The sequence below is a fragment of the Streptococcus pseudopneumoniae genome (genome assembly GCF_001074975.1).
GTDB lineage: Bacteria > Bacillota > Bacilli > Lactobacillales > Streptococcaceae > Streptococcus > Streptococcus pseudopneumoniae_D.
This window is the reverse complement of sequence record NZ_JUUO01000039.1, coordinates 13,572-31,307: the sequence shown is the minus strand read 5'-3', so window position 1 is coordinate 31,307 and position 17,736 is coordinate 13,572. Positions and strand designations below refer to the sequence as shown.

The window sequence follows — 17,736 nt, the reverse complement described above, 5'->3', positions numbered from 1 at the left end:
TTATCTACAACCTCAAAACAGTGTTTTGAGCTGACTTCGTCAGTTCTATCCACAACCTCAAAAAACTGTTTTGAGCAACCAGCGGCTAGTTTCCTAGTTTGCTCTTTGATTTTCATTGAGTTTTAGAACATACAATGGAGGTCGTCATGGACAATATCATCGATGTGTCAATTCCTGTTGCAGAAGTGGTGGACAAGCATCCAGAAGTCTTGGAAATTTTAGTCGAGCTTGGTTTTAAACCCCTTGCTAATCCCTTGATGCGCAATACAGTCGGTCGCAAAGTATCGCTCAAACAGGGTTCTAAGCTTGAAGGAACTCCTATGGACAAGATTGTCCGCACACTGGAAGCGAATGGCTACGAAGTGATTGGATTAGACTAATGGCAGATGAACGGATTCATGTCCTATGGGATATTTTGTTAGAATTGCACAATGGCGCCTCTCCTGAGTCGGTTCAGGAGCGTTTTGATGCGACCTTTACAGGTGTGTCAGCTATCGAGATTTCCCTTATGGAGCACGAGCTGATGAATTCATACTCAGGTGTCACCTTTGAAGATGTTATGGAGCTCTGTGATGTCCATGCCAATCTTTTTAAAAACGCTGTTAAGGGTGTCGAAGTAGAGGATACCGAGCATCCAGGTCACCCAGTTCGTGTCTTCAAGGAAGAAAATCTGGCTCTCCGTGCGGCCTTGATTCGCATTCGGAGATTGTTAGATACCTATGAGTCTATGGAAGATGAGGAAATGCTTGCGGAGATGCGTAAGGGTTTGGTGCGTCAGATGGGACTAGTGGGGCAATTTGACATCCATTACCAACGTAAAGAAGAACTCTTCTTTCCTATCATGGAGCGCTATGGACATGATTCACCTCCAAAAGTTATGTGGGGAGTGGATGATCAGATTAGGGAACTCTTTCAAACAGCTCTAATGACAGCCAAGTCATTACCAGAAGTGTCGATTAGCAGTGTAAAAGAAGCTTTTGAAGCTTTTGCGACAGAGTTTGAAAGTATGATTTTCAAGGAAGAGTCCATCCTCCTCATGATTCTTCTTGAGTCCTTCACCCAGGATGACTGGCTTCAGATTGCAGAGGAGAGCGATGTCTATGGCTATGTTATCATCCGTCCGTCTGAGAAATGGGTTCCAGAACGTCAGCGTTTTGTTGAGGAAAAGATTGCAGAGGAGCCCGTGCAGCTAGACACGGCAGAAGGTCAAGTTCAACAAGTTATCGATACGCCAGAGGGGCAGTTCACCATTACCTTTACCCCTAAGGAAAAGGAAGCAGTGCTGGATCGCCATAGTCAACAGGCTTTTGGTAATGGTTATCTCTCAGTTGAGCAAGCTAATCTCATCCTCAATCACCTCCCTATGGAGATTACCTTTGTCAATAAAGACGATATTTTCCAGTATTACAATGACAATACACCAGCTGATGAGATGATTTTCAAACGTACGCCGTCCCAAGTCGGCCGCAATGTTGAACTCTGCCATCCACCTAAGTACTTGGACAAGGTCAAGACTATCATGAAGGGGCTTCGTGAGGGTGCTAAGGACAAGTATGAAATGTGGTTCAAGTCTGAGTCGCGAGGTAAGTTTGTCCATATCACTTACGCAGCAGTGCACGATGAAGAGGGAGGATTCCAAGGGGTGCTAGAGTATGTTCAGGATATCCAGCCCTACCGTGAGATTGACACGGACTATTTCCGTGGATTAGAATAAGGAGAAAAAATGAGTTACGAACAAGAATTTATGAAGGAATTTGAAGCTTGGGTCAATACCCAGATTATGATCAACGATATGGCGCACAAGGAAAGCCAAAAAGTCTACGAAGAAGACCAAGACGAGCGTGCCAAAGATGCTATGATCCGCTACGAAAGTCGCTTGGATGCTTATCAGTTCTTGCTTGGTAAGTTTGAAAACTTCAAGGCAGGTAAGGGATTCCATGATTTGCCAGAAGGCTTGTTTGGTGAGAGAAATTATTAAACGAAATAGATTCTTGATTTTTTACTAAAATCTTGATAGAATATTTATATTAAATCCTTGTCAGAGCAGGGATTTTTTATTGAAAGGATTTTATCATGTCAAAGAAACTCAATCGTAAAAAACAATTACGAAATAGCCTCCGTCGTGCAGGTGCTTTTTCAAGCACTGTGACTAAGGTTGTAGAAGAGACAAAAAAAGTCGTGAAACGTGCAGAGCAGTCAGCAAGCGAAGCTGGTAAAGCTGTTTCTAAAAAAGTTGAACAAGCAGTAGAAGCTACCAAAGAGCAAGCTCAAAAAGTAGCTAATTCTGTTGAAGATTTTGCAGCAAACTTGGGTGGACTTCCACTTGATCGTGCTAAGACCTTCTATGATGAAGGAATTAAGTCTGCGTCAGATTTCAAAAACTGGACTGAAAAAGAACTCCTTGCTTTGAAAGGAATCGGCCCAGCTACCATCAAGAAATTAAAAGAAAATGGCATCAAGTTCAAGTAATCTTTCTTGAGCCTTGCATTTCCGTCAAAATCTTGCTACAATAGAGCCATTAGAGGTGTTTTGAGTCCCACATTTTACAGAAAGTGGCAGTGCTGAGAAGTCCACAAATGTGTCAAAACTGGTTGCTGATGACTGAAAAATTGAAATATGAGAATAGTCTTTTTGTTTCCGTTTAGGACTAGACAGCGAGCTGCAGGCTGTACTCGAGTACGCCAAAGCGAGCTAAGGCCGTCATAAAGGAAAAACAAGAAGATAAAAGTTGCGGGCGTTGCCCGAAATTGGGTGGTACCGCGGATAAACACATTCGTCCCTGTCATGTAGATGGCAGGGGCGATTTTTATTTTGCAAGTCTAGTCAAAGGAGGTTGTCATGAAACAATCTTTCAAAACCAGCAAACTCTACTACGGTTTTCCTATCTTCATCTTGGGCTATCAGGACCAGAACTTTGGGCACAATATCACGACCTGCAGTTCCTCTTATAGTCTGGGAGATTGGTTAGTTATTGGAGTTGGTGCTGAGGAAAATGCAGCAGATCAGATTAAGTATTATCAACAATTCACCGTGAACATTCCTGATGAAAACCTCATGCTCGAGATGGAGCAGGCTGGTTTTATTAGTCACCGTGAAAAGATTGCTAAACTCGGCTTAGATTTTCAACCTTCTAAACTGACACAAGCGCCTATTTTAGAGACTTGTCCCGTCGTATTGGACTGTCAGGTGGATCGGATCATCGAGGAAGATGGCATCTGCCATATCTTTGCTAAGATTGTTGAGCGACTGGCTAATCCTGAACTTTTGGATGATAAGGGACATTTTAAAAATGAACTTTTTTTCCCAACTTACTTTATGGGGGACGGTCATCAGCGCGTTTATCGTTATCTAGATGACCGAGTTGATTCCATGGGAAGCTTTATCAAGAAAGCGAGGAAGAAAGATGACAAGAGCTGAGTTACCAGAACGATTAGAAACAGAACGGCTCGTCTTACGAATCCGTACAGTAGCGGATGCTGAGGATATCCATGCCTACGCTAGTCTCCCAGAGGTCGCCTATCCAGCAGGATTTCCTCCGGTCAAGACTTTGGAAGATGAGATTTATTATCTGGAGCATATCCTTCCCGAACGCAATCAAAAGGAAAATCTGCCAGCTGGCTATGGGATTGTCGTTAAAGGAACCGATAAAGTCATTGGTTCTGTTGACTTCAACCACCGTCATGCGGATGATGTGCTAGAGCTTGGCTATACCTTGCATCCAGACTATTGGGGTCGAGGCTATGTACCAGAAGCAGCGCGAGCCTTGATTGACTTAGGCTTTAAAGAATTGGGGCTTCACAAGATAGAACTGGTCTGCTTTGGCTACAATGTCCAAAGTCAACGAGTTGCAGAAAAACTTGGCTTTACCCTTGAAGCTCGCATAAGGGATCGCAAAGATGCCCAGGGCAACCGCTGTGACAGTCTGATATATGGTTTGCTGAAGAGTGAATGGGAGGTTTGAACTGTTCGATGATTTCGAACAGTTGAGATTAATCAACTTTCGAAAGTGAGGTAGAAAATTGGAAACAAGCCAGATTATTACTCTAATCAGTGGAGCTGGTATAGGAGCTGTACTAAGTGCATTTTTAACGTTCATAAATAGCAGCAAAAAGAATAAACTTGATTTTATAACTAAAGAGCGTTCAGAGTGGAGGAGAGAAATTAAGTCAATTATAGTTGATTTATTAGGTGGAAATAATCGATCTTCTGCAATAAAAAAGCTTGAAACACAGTTAAATCCATATGGCAGATATATCTCTAAAGAAGATAGATATAACTTTTACATGAATGATGGCCATATTTGGGAGTTGGTTGATAATTTTGATTATTCAAATCAAAATGTAAAATTATTAACTAAGTATCTAGAAATACTTTTAAAATATGATTGGGAAAGATCAAAACGTGAAATAAAAGTCGATGTTTTTAATAGTTTTATATACTTTATTCTTATTATCGGCTCTTTATCCAATTCTCTCTTAATACTCTTTAAAATAAACGATTTAAGTCAAAGTGTAGTTCTTGCGACATCCTCTTATATTATGGTAGCTAGTATATTCTATCTTGAAAAAGTTACTAGAAACTTTAAAAAAAAGCTAATACGTAATGCTATTCATATTATGCTACTTTCTCTATCTATGTATTATAGTATAGAAGGGCTATTATATTGGGTGATTCCCCATGTAAAAATGGATTTAAATAGTTTTCTTGTCACATTTTCGATATTAGTATTAATGATGAGTATAGAATTCAAAATTTTTTTAAACGCTAATGGTGAGGAAGAAAATTATATGAACCTCATTGATTATATTAAAAACAATTTAATTTAAGGAACACACACATGTCTAAACAGCTTCCACCTAAACACACTCCATCCTAGGTTGAAGTTGAACATTCCCCAAAAGGCTTCATGAAGACGTTCTCAAGAATCAAGAAGTTCAAAAGTCTCAATCTTTTTCGTTCGTAATTCCCACCACCAAACGTTGCTGCTAAACTCTACCTTGATCAAGCTTGAGGTACAATCTTCAAAGTAAACGAATCACAAAGAAACTGGGATATTCCACTAAAGCCTGTAGTTGAGTCGAGTCTATTGAAGGATGAATTAGAGGAGAAAATAGATGGCTAAAAAGAAAAATAGAAAAAAAGAATTAAAACGCCAGCAAAAGTTGGATATCAAAGTTATTTCTGAAGAAGAGACTGCTTGGACAGAAATCATGGCCAAAAATCCAACTTTTGTAGAACGTCGGACCATTCAAAATTTCGATGAACTACATACAGCAGTGATGCAATATGCTGATGAACACGGAGAGTATCCAGATGTTCAACTAATCAATTACCAACTGAAAAATAGGACTTTTGATTGGAAACAGGACCACGCTTTATTTAGAGAAGCTATGCATACTCCAAATACACAGAAGCGAAATAAACTGTTAAAACAAGTTTTAAAAATCAATCCAGATTATTTTGCTGCTGATTTCCACTTGTTCTTATCAGAGGTTGAAGATTTTGATTTGTCAACCTTTAAAAAGGTATTGGATTTTGAAACTCTAGTTTTAGAAAAATGGAAAATGAACGGCTACAATAGTTGGAACTATTTTGAAGCCCGTCCTATCCTGTCTGCTCTGATGTTTCTGATTGAGTATTACATGATGGAGAACTTCAATTCTAAGGCTTTGGAATTGGTTAACTTATACTTAAGTAAGCGACCAGAACGTTTTCCTCCAAATTTTGTCTTCTGTATGCTTTCCTTGTATCATATTACTGGTCAGGAACTAAAGGTTGAACGTTTCTATCGTGAAGAATTAAATAAAGGGAAACGGGATGATACCATTCTTATTCATGCCATCATCTCTGCTTTTTCTCAAGGAAAAATTGAAGAAGCAAGTCGGCTATTTGCAAAGTTAGTGGAAATCAATGATGAAGCTGTTGAATTCTTTATAGAGGAAGATTGGCAATTCAAGGTTATAGATATAGAAGACCAAGAATGCTATTGTCCAAATTCAGTTGAATCGTTACAAGCTAGTTTGTACCCTCTGTTTGATTACTTACTAGAAAATATTATTTTAACGAAATTTTTAACAAACGAGGCCGAAAAGTTCCGCCGTAAACCAGTATTTTCGGATCATTCCAGTATGATAAGAAGTTTATCCGAGGTATCCGATTGGCACTCCTTTATGAATGAGGAAAAAATGAAGGGAATTCGGATGGATCTTGTTCACATCTTTGTTGAAAATGGGATTCGTAGGTCTTCAGATTTCAAAAAATGGACTGAAAAAGAAGTTCTCGCTTTGAAGGGAATTGGTCCCGTAACCGTTAAAAAGCTGAAGGAAAACGGTATAAAGTTTAAAAACGAGAAGTAATTGTTTACTGAAGGGAGGAGGTGGAATTGTCTTGAATGAAATTTCTAATTTCATCCTGTATACTACACCCAATGGCCATGTTCAGCTAGATATCCTTTTACAGGATGAAAATCTTTGGTTGACTCAAAAAGGTCTTGCAGAGCTTTTTGGAGTTGAACGAAGTGTCATTACAAAGCACTTGAGAAACATTTATGATAGTGATGAGTTGGATAAGGTATCAACTTGTGCAAAATTTGCACAGGTTCAACAAGAGGGAAATAGAACTGTTCGGCGTGAACTTGAATATTACAATCTGGATGCTATCATTTCAGTTGGCTATCGCGTAAATTCCAGCAAGGCTACTCAATTTAGAATTTGGGCAACCAAGACCTTGAAAGAGTTTATCATCAAAGGTTTTGTTTTAGATGATGAACGCTTGGAAACAGAACGTCTCATTTTACGAGTCCGCACAGTGGCAGATGCTGAGGATATCCATGCCTACGCTAGTTTGCCAGAGGTTGCCTATCCAGCAGGTTTTCCACCTGTCAAGACCTTGGAAGATGAGGTTTACTATCTAGAGCATATCCTTCCTGAGTGTAATCAAAAGGAAAATCTCCCAGCTGGCTATGGGATTGTCGTCAAAGGAACCGATAAAGTCATTGGTTCTGTTGACTTCAACTACCGTCATGCGGATGATGTGCTAGAGCTTGGCTATACCTTGCATCCAGATTATTGGGGCAGAGGATATGTACCAGAAGCAGCGCGTGCCTTGATTGACCTAGCTTTTAAAGAACTGGGTCTTCACAAGATTGAATTGACTTGCTTTGGCTACAATGTCCAAAGTCAACGAGTCGCAGAGAAGCTTGGCTTCACCCTTGAAGCTCGCATAAGGGACCGAAAGTATGCCCAAGGTAACCGCTGTGACAGTCTGATATATGGCTTGCTGAGGAGTGAGTGGGAGGTAATTTGATGCATCTTTTCATCATTGGTGCTCCAGCCTCAGGAAAAATGACGATTGGTCAAGAACTGTCTCGACTGACGGATTCTACCCTCTTTTATAACCATCAAGCCATCGATTTTGCACTAGAAATCTATCAGAACTTTACAGAGGAAATGTGGGAATTTGTTCGTGGAATCACTTTTTCTTTCCTTGGAGCAAGTGCAAGAAATCAGCGATCAGTAATTTTAACTGACGTAATTGATTTTTCAAATCAGTACCAGCTGATGTATTTAAAGCAAATTCAGGATTTATTGGATAACTTTCATCAAGAGATTCTTTTTGTGGAGTTGGAAACAAATCTTGAAGAGCGTTTACGTCGAAATCGAACGGAGAACCGGTTGAAGCACAAGCCCTTGAAACGGCATATTGAGATATCTGAAAGAGAAATTTTAGAGACTACTGAAACACTTCAATTAAATTCCCAACGTCAACCTAATGAGTTGCACCACTACTTTAAAATAAATAATACGAATTTGTCTGCAGAAGAAGCTGCTAAGCAAATTCAAAATAAAATGAACAAAATAGAGAAAGGACAATCACATGTCTAAAGAACTTTCACCTAAATACAATCCAGCCGAGGTTGAGGCTGGTCGTTACCAAAAATGGCTTGATGCTGATGTTTTCAAGCCTTCAGGCGATCAAAAAGCCAAGCCTTATTCTATCGTTATTCCACCACCAAACGTAACTGGTAAACTTCACCTTGGTCACGCTTGGGATACGACTTTGCAAGATATCATTATTCGTCAGAAACGCATGCAAGGTTTTGATACGCTTTGGCTTCCAGGGATGGACCACGCTGGGATTGCCACTCAAGCTAAGGTTGAGGAGCGTTTGCGTGGTGAGGGCATCAGCCGCTATGACCTCGGTCGTGAATCTTTCTTGACGAAGGTCTGGGAATGGAAAGACGAATATGCCACTACTATCAAGGAACAATGGGGCAAGATGGGGCTCTCTGTAGACTACTCTCGTGAGCGTTTCACTCTTGACGAAGGTTTGTCAAAAGCTGTTCGCAAGGTCTTTGTGGACCTATACAAGAAAGGCTGGATCTACCGTGGTGAGTTTATCATCAACTGGGACCCAGCAGCCCGTACAGCCCTTTCTGATATCGAGGTTATCCACAAGGATGTCGAAGGTGCCTTCTACCACATGAACTACATGCTGGAAGACGGTTCACGCGCCCTTGAAGTGGCAACAACTCGTCCTGAGACTATGTTTGGGGACGTTGCCGTTGCGGTCAATCCAGAAGATCCACGCTACAAGGATTTGATCGGTAAAAACGTCATCCTTCCAATCGCTAATAAACTGATCCCAATCGTTGGAGACGAACACGCAGATCCTGAATTTGGTACTGGTGTTGTTAAAATCACACCTGCCCACGATCCAAACGACTTCCTGGTTGGTCAACGCCACAACTTGCCACAAGTCAACGTCATGAACGATGACGGAACTATGAACGATTTGGCCTTCGAATTTGCTGGCATGGACCGTTTTGAAGCTCGTAAGGCAGTCGTTGCTAAGTTGGAAGAAATCGGTGCCCTTGTTAAAATCGAAAAGCGTGTCCACAGTGTTGGTCACTCAGAGCGTACAGGTGTTGTGGTTGAACCACGCTTGTCTACTCAATGGTTCGTCAAAATGGACCAATTGGCTAAGAACGCTATTGCCAACCAAGACACAGACGACAAGGTAGAATTCTACCCACCTCGTTTCAACGATACCTTCCTCCAATGGATGGAAAATGTCCACGACTGGGTAATCTCTCGTCAGCTCTGGTGGGGCCACCAAATCCCTGCTTGGTACAATGCTGAGGGTGAAATGTATGTCGGTGAAGAAGCTCCAGAAGGTGAAGGATGGACTCAGGACGAAGATGTCTTGGATACGTGGTTCAGTTCGGCTCTTTGGCCATTCTCTACCATGGGCTGGCCTGATGTCGACTCAGAAGACTTTAAACGTTATTATCCAACATCAACTTTGGTGACTGGTTATGATATTATTCCGTTCTGGGTGTCTCGGATGATTTTCCAAGGTTTGGAATTTACTGGCAAGTCGCCATTCAAAAATGCCTTGATTCATGGTCTCATTCGTGATGAGCAAGGACGCAAGATGTCTAAATCTCTCGGTAACGGGATTGACCCAATGGATGTTATTGATAAGTACGGAACAGATAGCCTTCGTTGGTTCCTTTCAAACGGTTCTGCACCAGGTCAAGACGTCCGCTTCTCTTACGAGAAAATGGATGCCTCATGGAACTTCATTAACAAGATCTGGAACATCTCTCGCTACATCCTCATGAACAATGAAGGCTTGACCCTTGAGCAAGCAACTGCAAATGTGGAAAAAGTTGTTAAAAAGGAAGCTGGAAATGTCACAGACCGCTGGATTCTCCACAACCTCAATGAAACCATCGGAAAAGCTACTGCCAACTTTGACAAGTTTGAATTTGGTGTGGCTGGGCACATCCTCTACAACTTCATCTGGGATGAATTTGCGGACTGGTACGTTGAGTTGACCAAGGAAGTCCTTTATAGCGACAACGAAGAAGAGAAGGTCATCACACGCTCTGTTCTCCTTTACACTTTGGACAAGATCCTTCGTCTCCTTCACCCAATCATGCCATTCGTGACAGAGGAAATCTTTGGACAAATCTCAGAAGGTTCTATCGTTACAGCAGAATATCCAACTGTCAACCCAGCCTTTGAAGATCTTGCGGCTCACACTGGTGTCGAAAGTCTCAAAGACTTGATCCGTGCCGTTCGTAATGCGCGTGCGGAAGTAAACGTAGCTCCAAGCAAGCCTATCACCATCCTTGTGAAGACAAGCGATAGCGACTTGGAAGCCTTCTTTAATAGCAATGTCAACTATATCAAACGCTTCACAAATCCAGAACACTTGGAAATCGCTTCAACCATCCCTGCACCTGAACTGGCAATGTCAAGTGTCATCACAGGAGCAGAAATCTACTTGCCACTCGCTGACCTCCTCAATGTCGAAGAAGAACTGGCTCGTCTCGATAAAGAACTGGCTAAATGGCAAAAAGAACTGGACATGGTTGATAAGAAACTCTCTAACGAACGCTTCGTAGCCAATGCAAAACCAGAAGTCGTCCAAAAAGAACGCGACAAACAAGCCGACTACCAAGCGAAATATGATGCGACAGTGGCGCGGATTGATGAGATGAAGAAGTTGGTTAAATAGACACAGAAACACGGTGATGAGCCGTGTTTTTTGGTATAATAAAATCAATATTTATTGATGGAGAAAGTGATGTCTAAACACCCTCATTATGAATTGTTAAATTTGGTTGGCTACGGTCTTGCCAAGTTTGACAAGCTTTTTATAAAAGAATTTCAATGTTCTAGTAAGTCGGAGTTTTATCGCTATGTGGTTTCTCTGGGAATTGCTGAAACAACTGGAGTTGTAAAAAATAGAATGGATTTATTTGATCCTTATTTTGAAAATAATCGAAAAGGTTGGTGGCAGAAAGCTGAAGTTTACCGTTTTCGTAAAGATTTAATTGACATGATGTTTGGAAATGAAGATGTTCATAGTTATGCTGAAATCGTTAAAATGTTACTTGCTAGTGAAGGAAAGAAAACAGGCATTACTACCCTTGAAAAACCAATTATTCGAACTAAATTCAAACGTCTACAAGAAACTGGAATGGAAGCAGAAAATTATTTTATTCTTCATTTTGATAAAGAAGAAAAATTCCAAGGTGGACAGTTAACCGATGCCCGTCTTTATGGTGATGGATATGATTTCCAAGTAGATGTTCAAGAGCATTCCTACCTTGCTGAAGTGAAAGGGATTAGAAAATCTAGAGGTCGTGTCCGTTTAACTGCTAACGAATTTGAGAAAGCTAAAGAGTTTCAATCAGATTTTATTTTATCTCTAGTCAGCAACCTAGATGATATTCCAAAGTTAGTGTTAATCGATAATCCTTTAAAACATTTTGAGTTTAAAAAGAATATTACAAAAAATGAAATCATTGAATATAGAAGCTTAGAAGATTTGTATTAGTTCCCCCTTAACCTTTGACTATTCTGCAAAATTATCGTAAAATAAAGAGTGAATGATAAAATGAGGTCAGAGTCTGTTCGCTCTGGCGATAGTAGTATAAATGAGGAGAAACGCTTTGGAATTAGAAGTATTTGCTGGGCAAGAAAAAAGTGAACTATCTATGATTGAGGTAGCGCGTGCTATCTTGGAACTTCGTGGTCGCGACCATGAGATGCATTTTAGCGATCTTGTAAACGAAATTCAAAACTACCTTGGAACATCAAACAGCGATATCCGCGAAGCTTTGCCTTTGTTCTACACAGAGTTGAACTTTGACGGTAGCTTCATCTCACTTGGAGACAACAAATGGGGTCTTCGTTCATGGTATGGTGTGGACGAAATCGACGAAGAGATCATTGCTCTTGAAGAAAATGACGACGATGAAGTAGCACCAAAAGCTAAGAAAAAACGTGTCAATGCCTTCATGGATGGCGATTCAGATGCTATTGACTACAATGCGGATGATCCAGAAGATGAAGATGCATACGAAGCAGATCCAGCTCTTTCATACGATGATGAAAATCCAGATGATGAGAAAAATGAAGTGGAAGCTTACGATGCAGAAATCAATGAAATCGCTCCAGATGACTTGGGTGAAGACGTGGATCTCAACGAAGAAGACGATGAGTTTTCAGATGATGATGCTGAAAACATCGAGGAATAAAAGTTAGCTATTGACAATTGTCCTATTTTTAGGTATCATATTGTTCGGGCACCTCTTTTAGAGGTCGGGGCTCCCTAGTTCTTAGGGAGCTATTTTTGTTTTTTCAAGAAGTTATCTTCTTGTATTTTAGTTGTGAATCTGGTGCAGTCGTCCCAGATTATTCTTATTAGTAGGGTCTTGTTTTCTATGTCCCCTCGTAGTTAACAAGGCCTTGAGCATTTTAGAAAGAGGAATCTATGTCTACGAAATATATTTTTGTAACTGGTGGTGTGGTATCGTCTATTGGGAAAGGAATTGTTGCAGCGAGTCTAGGCCGTCTCTTGAAAAATCGTGGTCTCAAAGTAACCATTCAAAAGTTTGATCCTTATATCAATATTGATCCGGGAACTATGAGTCCTTACCAGCACGGGGAAGTCTTTGTAACAGATGACGGAGCTGAGACAGATTTGGACTTGGGTCACTATGAACGTTTCATCGATATCAATCTCAATAAATATTCCAACGTGACAACTGGTAAAATTTACAGTGAAGTTCTTCGTAAGGAACGCCGTGGAGAATATCTTGGGGCAACTGTTCAAGTTATTCCTCATATCACAGATGCTTTGAAAGAAAAAATCAAGCGTGCCGCTCTAACGACTGACTCTGACGTCATTATCACAGAGGTTGGGGGAACAGTCGGCGATATTGAGTCCCTTCCATTCTTAGAGGCGCTTCGTCAGATGAAGGCAGATGTGGGTGCAGATAATGTCATGTATATCCATACAACCTTGCTTCCTTACCTCAAGGCGGCTGGTGAAATGAAAACCAAACCAACTCAACACTCTGTCAAAGAATTGCGTGGTCTGGGAATTCAGCCAAATATGTTGGTCATTCGTACAGAAAAACAAGTAGGACAAGGGATTAAAAATAAACTAGCCCAGTTCTGTGATGTGGCGCCAGAAGCAGTTATTGAGTCCTTGGATGTGGAGCATCTTTACCAAATCCCACTTAATCTGCAAGCACAAGGCATGGATCAAATCGTCTGTGACCATTTGAAAATAGATGCACCGGCAGCAGATATGACAGAGTGGTCAGCTATGGTTGACAAGGTCATGAATCTCAAAAAACAAGTCAAGATTGCCCTTGTTGGTAAGTATGTCGAGTTGCAAGATGCCTACATTTCTGTCGTAGAGGCTTTGAAACACTCTGGGTATGCCAACGACGCAGAAGTGAAGATTGATTGGGTCAATGCAAATGATGTGACAGCAGAGAATGTAGCAGAGCTCTTGTCTGACGCTGACGGAATCATCGTTCCAGGTGGTTTTGGTCAACGTGGCACTGAGGGTAAGATTGAAGCGATTTGCTATGCTCGAGAAAATGATGTACCAATGCTTGGAGTCTGCTTGGGTATGCAGTTGACCTGTATCGAGTTTGCCCGTAATGTCTTAGGTCTTGAAGGAGCTAATTCAGCAGAGCTAAATCCTGATACCAAATACCCTATCATCGATATCATGCGTGATCAGATTGATGTTGAGGACATGGGTGGTACCCTTCGTTTGGGACTTTATCCTTCTAAGTTAAAACGTGGTTCTAAGGCAGCGGCAGCTTATCATAACAAAGAGGTGGTACAACGCCGTCACCGTCACCGTTATGAGTTTAACAATGCTTTTCGTGAACAGTTTGAAGGAGCAGGTTTTGTCTTTTCAGGAGTGTCACCAGATAATCGTTTGGTAGAAATTGTGGAAATTCCAGAAAATAAATTCTTTGTGGCTTGTCAGTACCATCCAGAGCTTTCAAGTCGTCCAAATCGTCCAGAAGAACTTTACACTGCTTTTGTAACAGCAGCTGTTGAAAATAGTAAATAGTAGAATAAACCTTTGAGAGTCATCTCAGAGGTTTTTTGCTTGCATATTTAGGATATGAGTTGCAAAATAAAAACATAGTGATATAATTAACATAAATAAAAAAACAGGAGGAAATCCTATGAAAAAAATTACACTATTTGGTTTGTCTCTAGCAGGTCTAGCTTTACTGGCTTTTCCACATTCAGGGCAGGCATTTGAGCTTAAAGAAGAATGGGTTGTTAAGTGTGGAGTACAGTATCAAGATGGCAAGATTCTTCGGTTTAACAATGGTCATGAAGTGGATATCAAAGTCTTGGATTTGCCAAAAACCGAGAAAATCGAGTGGACGGTTAGTCTCAATGGTCAAGATCAGACTGTCAATTTCCTAGGTCAAGAAAAGGACAAGTCTATGATTGGTGTAGAGGGGCGTTACCTGAATTTTTACGTACCTTATGGCTATAAAGGAGATATCAAGGTCGAGGCTAAGAGCGGAAACGAAGTGAAGATCTGGTCAACGAAAGTTGTGGATGATATTCATAATGATAGTGGAAAGAGAGGCTACTATCGTATTGAAGAATCAAATGATCAATACACCTACCTTGATGCAAAATGGGATTATCAAACCAAGACCTACACTGCCACCTTACCAGAGACTGTCAATGGTCAAAAAGTCTTTGCTTGGACAGACTATGATAATGGTGAGTTGAAGCTTGAAAAACTAAAATCTATCAGTCACAAATATGATGATGGAGGATCTTTTAAAGAACTTTATCCGATTGTAAAAGCAGAAAGTTGGCTAAAATCAAAGCAAAACTGGTACTATCAAAAACAAGGTCAATTAGTGCAGAAGGATTGGGTTAAGGACAAGGGAACTTGGTACTTTATGAATGATAAAGGAGTCATTTTCAATCAAACTTGGCTTTATCAAGGTAGCAACTGGTATGCCTTTAAATTATCAGGAGCCATGATTGCTAGTGACTGGCTTTATGATCAAGGCAAGTGGTACTATTTATCAACTTCAGGAGCCATGAAAGCAAGCACTTGGGTTTACGACAAGGGAGAATGGTATTATGTAAGTTCTTCTGGTGCCATGTTAGCGAATGATTGGGTCAAAGATAATGGCAAGTGGTATTATCTAGCTTCGTCAGGTAAGATGCTTCGCAATACCTACACACCTGATGGTTACTACGTTGGTAACTCAGGTGCCTGGCAATAAGAATAAGAAGTCCTTTTCCTTAAAGGAAGAGGCTTTTTACTTGCTTTTCTGCTGCTTCCTCATTTGTCTTAAAGCCTTTTTTGTGTTAAAATGAATGGTATGAAAGCTAAAAAAATGTGGATGGCAAGTCTGGCTCTGCTTGGTATTGGGAGCCTTGCCCTTGCTACGAAAAAAGTTGCAGATGACCGTAAGCTCATGAAAACTCAGGAAGAGTTGACAGCGCTTGTGCGAGACTATTTTTCAGACATGGGAGAAATTGCGACCCTCTATGTTCAAGTTTACGAAAGCAGTCTGGAGAGCTTGGTTGGTGGCGTCATTTTTGAGGATGGCCGTCATTACACCTTTGTCTATGAAAATGAAGACCTAGTCTATGAGGAGGAAGTCTTATGATACAACCAGCAAGTTTAGAAGAATTGGCATCTTTAGTAGAAAAAGATGGAAAGAAGGTCTTTCTTTTTGTAGCAGACTGGTGTGGCGATTGTCGTTATATCTATCCTGCCTTACCAGAAATTGAGAAAACTAATCCAGAATTCACCTTTATTCGAGTGGATCGAGACCAGTATATGGATTTGGCCAAACTCTGGGATGTTTATGGAATCCCTAGCCTTGTTGTTCTAGAAAAGGACAAGGAAATCGGCCGTTTTGTCAATCGTGACCGTAAAAGCAAGGAGCAAATCAACGACTTTTTAGCAGGACTGAAATAGGAGAAAAAGGAAACAATGATTTTTACATATAACAAAGAACATGTTGGCGATGTCCTTATGGTCATCGTGAAAAACAGCGGAGATGCCAAACTGGATGTGGAGCGTAAAGGCAAGGTAGCCCGTGTTTTTCTAAAAGAAAGTGGAGAAACGGTTGCTTGGAATATTTTTGAAGTTTCAAATTTATTTGAAATTGCAGAGCGTGGTCAAGTCTTTTTGACAGATGAACAAGTCGCTCGTTTGAACCAAGAACTGCAGTCGGAAGGTTTTGCAGAGGAAATTATCAATGACAAAGAGCCTAAGTTTGTTGTCGGTGAGATTGTCGATATGGTAGCCCATCCAGATAGTGACCACCTCAACATCTGCCAAGTTGCAGTCGCAAGTGACAAGACAGTGCAAATCGTTGCAGGGGCTCAAAATGCGCGTCTTGGATTGAAAACCATTGTAGCTCTTCCTGGTGCTATGATGCCAAAAGGAAATTTCATTTTCCCAGGAGAACTTCGTGGTGAAAAGAGTTTTGGAATGATGTGCAGTCCTCGTGAATTACATCTGCCAAATGCTCCGCAAAAACGTGGTGTGATTGAATTGTCAGAAAATGAAATTGTTGGTACACCATTCGACCCAGCTAAACACTGGACTGCTTAGGAACTTGTCAGTTTCTGATAGACCAGATAGAAGGAAAAAAGATGGCAAAAAATGTAGTGATTACAGGAGCGACATCAGGAATTGGTGAAGCGATTGCGCGTGCTTATCTGGAGCAGGGTGAGAATGTCGTTCTAACCGGACGACGGATAGATAGACTAGAAGCTCTCAAGTCGGAGTTTGCAGAGACCTTTCCAAATCAAACAGTTTGGACCTTTCCACTGGATGTGACGGATATGAACATGGTAAAGACTGTCTGCTTTGATATTCTGGAAACGATAGGGCAGATTGATATCTTGGTCAACAACGCCGGACTGGCTCTAGGTTTAGCACCTTATCAGGACTATGAAGAGCTGAATATGCTAACCATGTTGGATACCAATGTCAAGGGGTTGATGGCAGTCACTCGTTCTTTCTTGCCTTCCATGGTAGCAGCCAATCAAGGACATATCATCAATATGGGTTCAACTGCAGGAATTTATGCCTATGCTGGTGCCGCTGTTTACTCAGCTACCAAGGCAGCAGTTAAGACCTTTTCAGATGGTTTGCGAATTGATACCATTGCAACGGATATTAAGGTGACAACCATTCAGCCTGGAATTGTCGAAACAGATTTTTCTACAGTGCGTTTTCATGGTGACAAAGAGCGGGCTGCGACGGTTTATCAGGGAATCGAAGCCTTGCAAGCTCAGGATATTGCAGACACAGTAGTCTATGTGACCAGTCAACCTCGTCGTGTGCAGATTACAGATATGACCATTATGGCCAATCAACAGGCGACAGGTTTTATGGTTCATAAAAAGTAAAAAAATTCCTCGAAAAGTTACAAATTTCTGTAACTTTTTTTGATTTCCTGCGAATAGATAAGTAGGAGGAAGAAAATATGTATAATAAAGTTATCATGATTGGACGTTTGACGTCTACACCAGAATTGCACAAAACCAGCAATGACAAGTCAGTAGCGCGAGCAACTATCGCTGTGAACCGTCGTTACAAAGACCAAAACGGTGAACGTGAAGCAGATTTTGTCAATATGGTCCTATGGGGCAGACTAGCAGAAAGCTTGGCCAGCTACGCAACTAAAGGTAGTCTCATTTCAGTGGATGGGGAATTGCGTACACGTCGTTTTGAGAAAAATGGTCAAATGAACTATGTGTCTGAAGTACTTGTCTCAGGATTCCAACTCTTGGAAAGTCGTGCCCAACGTGCCATGCGTGAAAATAATGCAGGCCAAGATTTGGCGGACTTGGTCTTGGAAGAGGAAGAATTACCATTTTAAACATTGAAAAGTCTGAGTTG

Annotated in this window: 20 protein-coding genes; all 20 read left to right on the top strand. The window is 41.0% G+C overall.

Annotated elements, in window-relative coordinates:
• The first annotated feature begins 146 nt into the window (after positions 1-146).
• Positions 147-380: a DUF1858 domain-containing protein gene (locus ADI86_RS02185; RefSeq protein WP_000368739.1), complete on the top strand. Its 234-nt coding sequence runs from the start codon at positions 147-149 to the stop codon at positions 378-380.
• Positions 380-1,714 (top strand): DUF438 domain-containing protein, encoded by a 1,335-nt coding sequence (locus ADI86_RS02180; RefSeq protein ID WP_049531597.1) that lies wholly within the window; start codon positions 380-382, stop codon positions 1,712-1,714. Before ADI86_RS02185 ends, ADI86_RS02180 begins: the two co-directional genes overlap by 1 nt.
• Positions 1,715-1,723: 9 nt before the next feature.
• Positions 1,724-1,978 (top strand): DUF1912 family protein, encoded by a 255-nt coding sequence (locus tag ADI86_RS02175; protein ID WP_000119707.1) that lies wholly within the window; start codon positions 1,724-1,726, stop codon positions 1,976-1,978.
• Between the two features lie 95 nt (positions 1,979-2,073).
• Positions 2,074-2,469: a helix-hairpin-helix domain-containing protein gene (locus ADI86_RS02170; RefSeq protein ID WP_000038631.1), complete on the top strand. Its 396-nt coding sequence runs from the start codon at positions 2,074-2,076 to the stop codon at positions 2,467-2,469.
• Between the two features lie 369 nt (positions 2,470-2,838).
• Positions 2,839-3,417, top strand: a complete 579-nt coding sequence (locus tag ADI86_RS02165) for a flavin reductase family protein (RefSeq protein WP_049531595.1) — start codon at positions 2,839-2,841, stop codon at positions 3,415-3,417.
• Positions 3,404-3,961: a GNAT family N-acetyltransferase gene (locus ADI86_RS02160; protein ID WP_049531594.1), complete on the top strand. Its 558-nt coding sequence runs from the start codon at positions 3,404-3,406 to the stop codon at positions 3,959-3,961. The genes ADI86_RS02165 and ADI86_RS02160 overlap by 14 nt, the downstream gene beginning before the upstream one ends.
• 58 nt (positions 3,962-4,019) lie before the next feature.
• Positions 4,020-4,826 (top strand): hypothetical protein, encoded by an 807-nt coding sequence (locus tag ADI86_RS02155; protein ID WP_049531592.1) that lies wholly within the window; start codon positions 4,020-4,022, stop codon positions 4,824-4,826.
• A 288-nt stretch (positions 4,827-5,114) separates the two neighbouring features.
• On the top strand, positions 5,115-6,356 hold the full coding sequence (locus ADI86_RS02150; RefSeq protein ID WP_049531590.1) for a hypothetical protein: 1,242 nt from the start codon (positions 5,115-5,117) through the stop codon (positions 6,354-6,356).
• Positions 6,357-6,387: 31 nt separating this feature from the next.
• Positions 6,388-7,305, top strand: coding sequence for a GNAT family N-acetyltransferase (locus ADI86_RS12180; protein WP_193390658.1), 918 nt, complete (start codon positions 6,388-6,390; stop codon positions 7,303-7,305).
• A complete protein-coding gene (locus ADI86_RS02140; RefSeq protein WP_049531589.1) occupies positions 7,305-7,883 on the top strand; it encodes an AAA family ATPase in 579 nt (192 codons plus the stop codon). The genes ADI86_RS12180 and ADI86_RS02140 overlap by 1 nt, the downstream gene beginning before the upstream one ends.
• Positions 7,876-10,527 (top strand): valine--tRNA ligase, encoded by a 2,652-nt coding sequence (locus ADI86_RS02135; RefSeq protein ID WP_049531587.1) that lies wholly within the window; start codon positions 7,876-7,878, stop codon positions 10,525-10,527. Before ADI86_RS02140 ends, ADI86_RS02135 begins: the two co-directional genes overlap by 8 nt.
• A 69-nt stretch (positions 10,528-10,596) precedes the next feature.
• Entirely contained in the window at positions 10,597-11,352 is a 756-nt protein-coding gene (locus ADI86_RS02130) for a DUF3883 domain-containing protein (RefSeq protein WP_049531586.1), read from the top strand.
• 115 nt (positions 11,353-11,467) lie between these two features.
• Positions 11,468-12,055: a DNA-directed RNA polymerase subunit delta gene (rpoE, locus tag ADI86_RS02125; RefSeq protein ID WP_000418405.1), complete on the top strand. Its 588-nt coding sequence runs from the start codon at positions 11,468-11,470 to the stop codon at positions 12,053-12,055.
• A 236-nt stretch (positions 12,056-12,291) separates the two neighbouring features.
• A complete protein-coding gene (locus ADI86_RS02120) occupies positions 12,292-13,899 on the top strand; it encodes a CTP synthase (RefSeq protein ID WP_049531584.1) in 1,608 nt (535 codons plus the stop codon).
• Between the two features lie 118 nt (positions 13,900-14,017).
• Complete coding sequence (locus ADI86_RS02115; protein WP_049531583.1) at positions 14,018-15,094, top strand: N-acetylmuramoyl-L-alanine amidase family protein; 1,077 nt, start codon at positions 14,018-14,020, stop codon at positions 15,092-15,094.
• 90 nt (positions 15,095-15,184) lie between these two features.
• Positions 15,185-15,484 (top strand): DUF4651 domain-containing protein, encoded by a 300-nt coding sequence (locus ADI86_RS02110; RefSeq protein ID WP_049531581.1) that lies wholly within the window; start codon positions 15,185-15,187, stop codon positions 15,482-15,484.
• On the top strand, positions 15,481-15,798 hold the full coding sequence (locus ADI86_RS02105) for a thioredoxin family protein (RefSeq protein ID WP_049531580.1): 318 nt from the start codon (positions 15,481-15,483) through the stop codon (positions 15,796-15,798). Before ADI86_RS02110 ends, ADI86_RS02105 begins: the two co-directional genes overlap by 4 nt.
• Before the next feature lie 15 nt (positions 15,799-15,813).
• Positions 15,814-16,440: a YtpR family tRNA-binding protein gene (ytpR, locus tag ADI86_RS02100; protein WP_049531579.1), complete on the top strand. Its 627-nt coding sequence runs from the start codon at positions 15,814-15,816 to the stop codon at positions 16,438-16,440.
• A 41-nt stretch (positions 16,441-16,481) separates the two neighbouring features.
• On the top strand, positions 16,482-17,243 hold the full coding sequence (locus ADI86_RS02095; RefSeq protein WP_049531578.1) for an SDR family NAD(P)-dependent oxidoreductase: 762 nt from the start codon (positions 16,482-16,484) through the stop codon (positions 17,241-17,243).
• Between the two features lie 77 nt (positions 17,244-17,320).
• On the top strand, positions 17,321-17,716 hold the full coding sequence (locus ADI86_RS02090) for a single-stranded DNA-binding protein (RefSeq protein ID WP_049531577.1): 396 nt from the start codon (positions 17,321-17,323) through the stop codon (positions 17,714-17,716).
• Positions 17,717-17,736 lie beyond the last annotated feature (20 nt).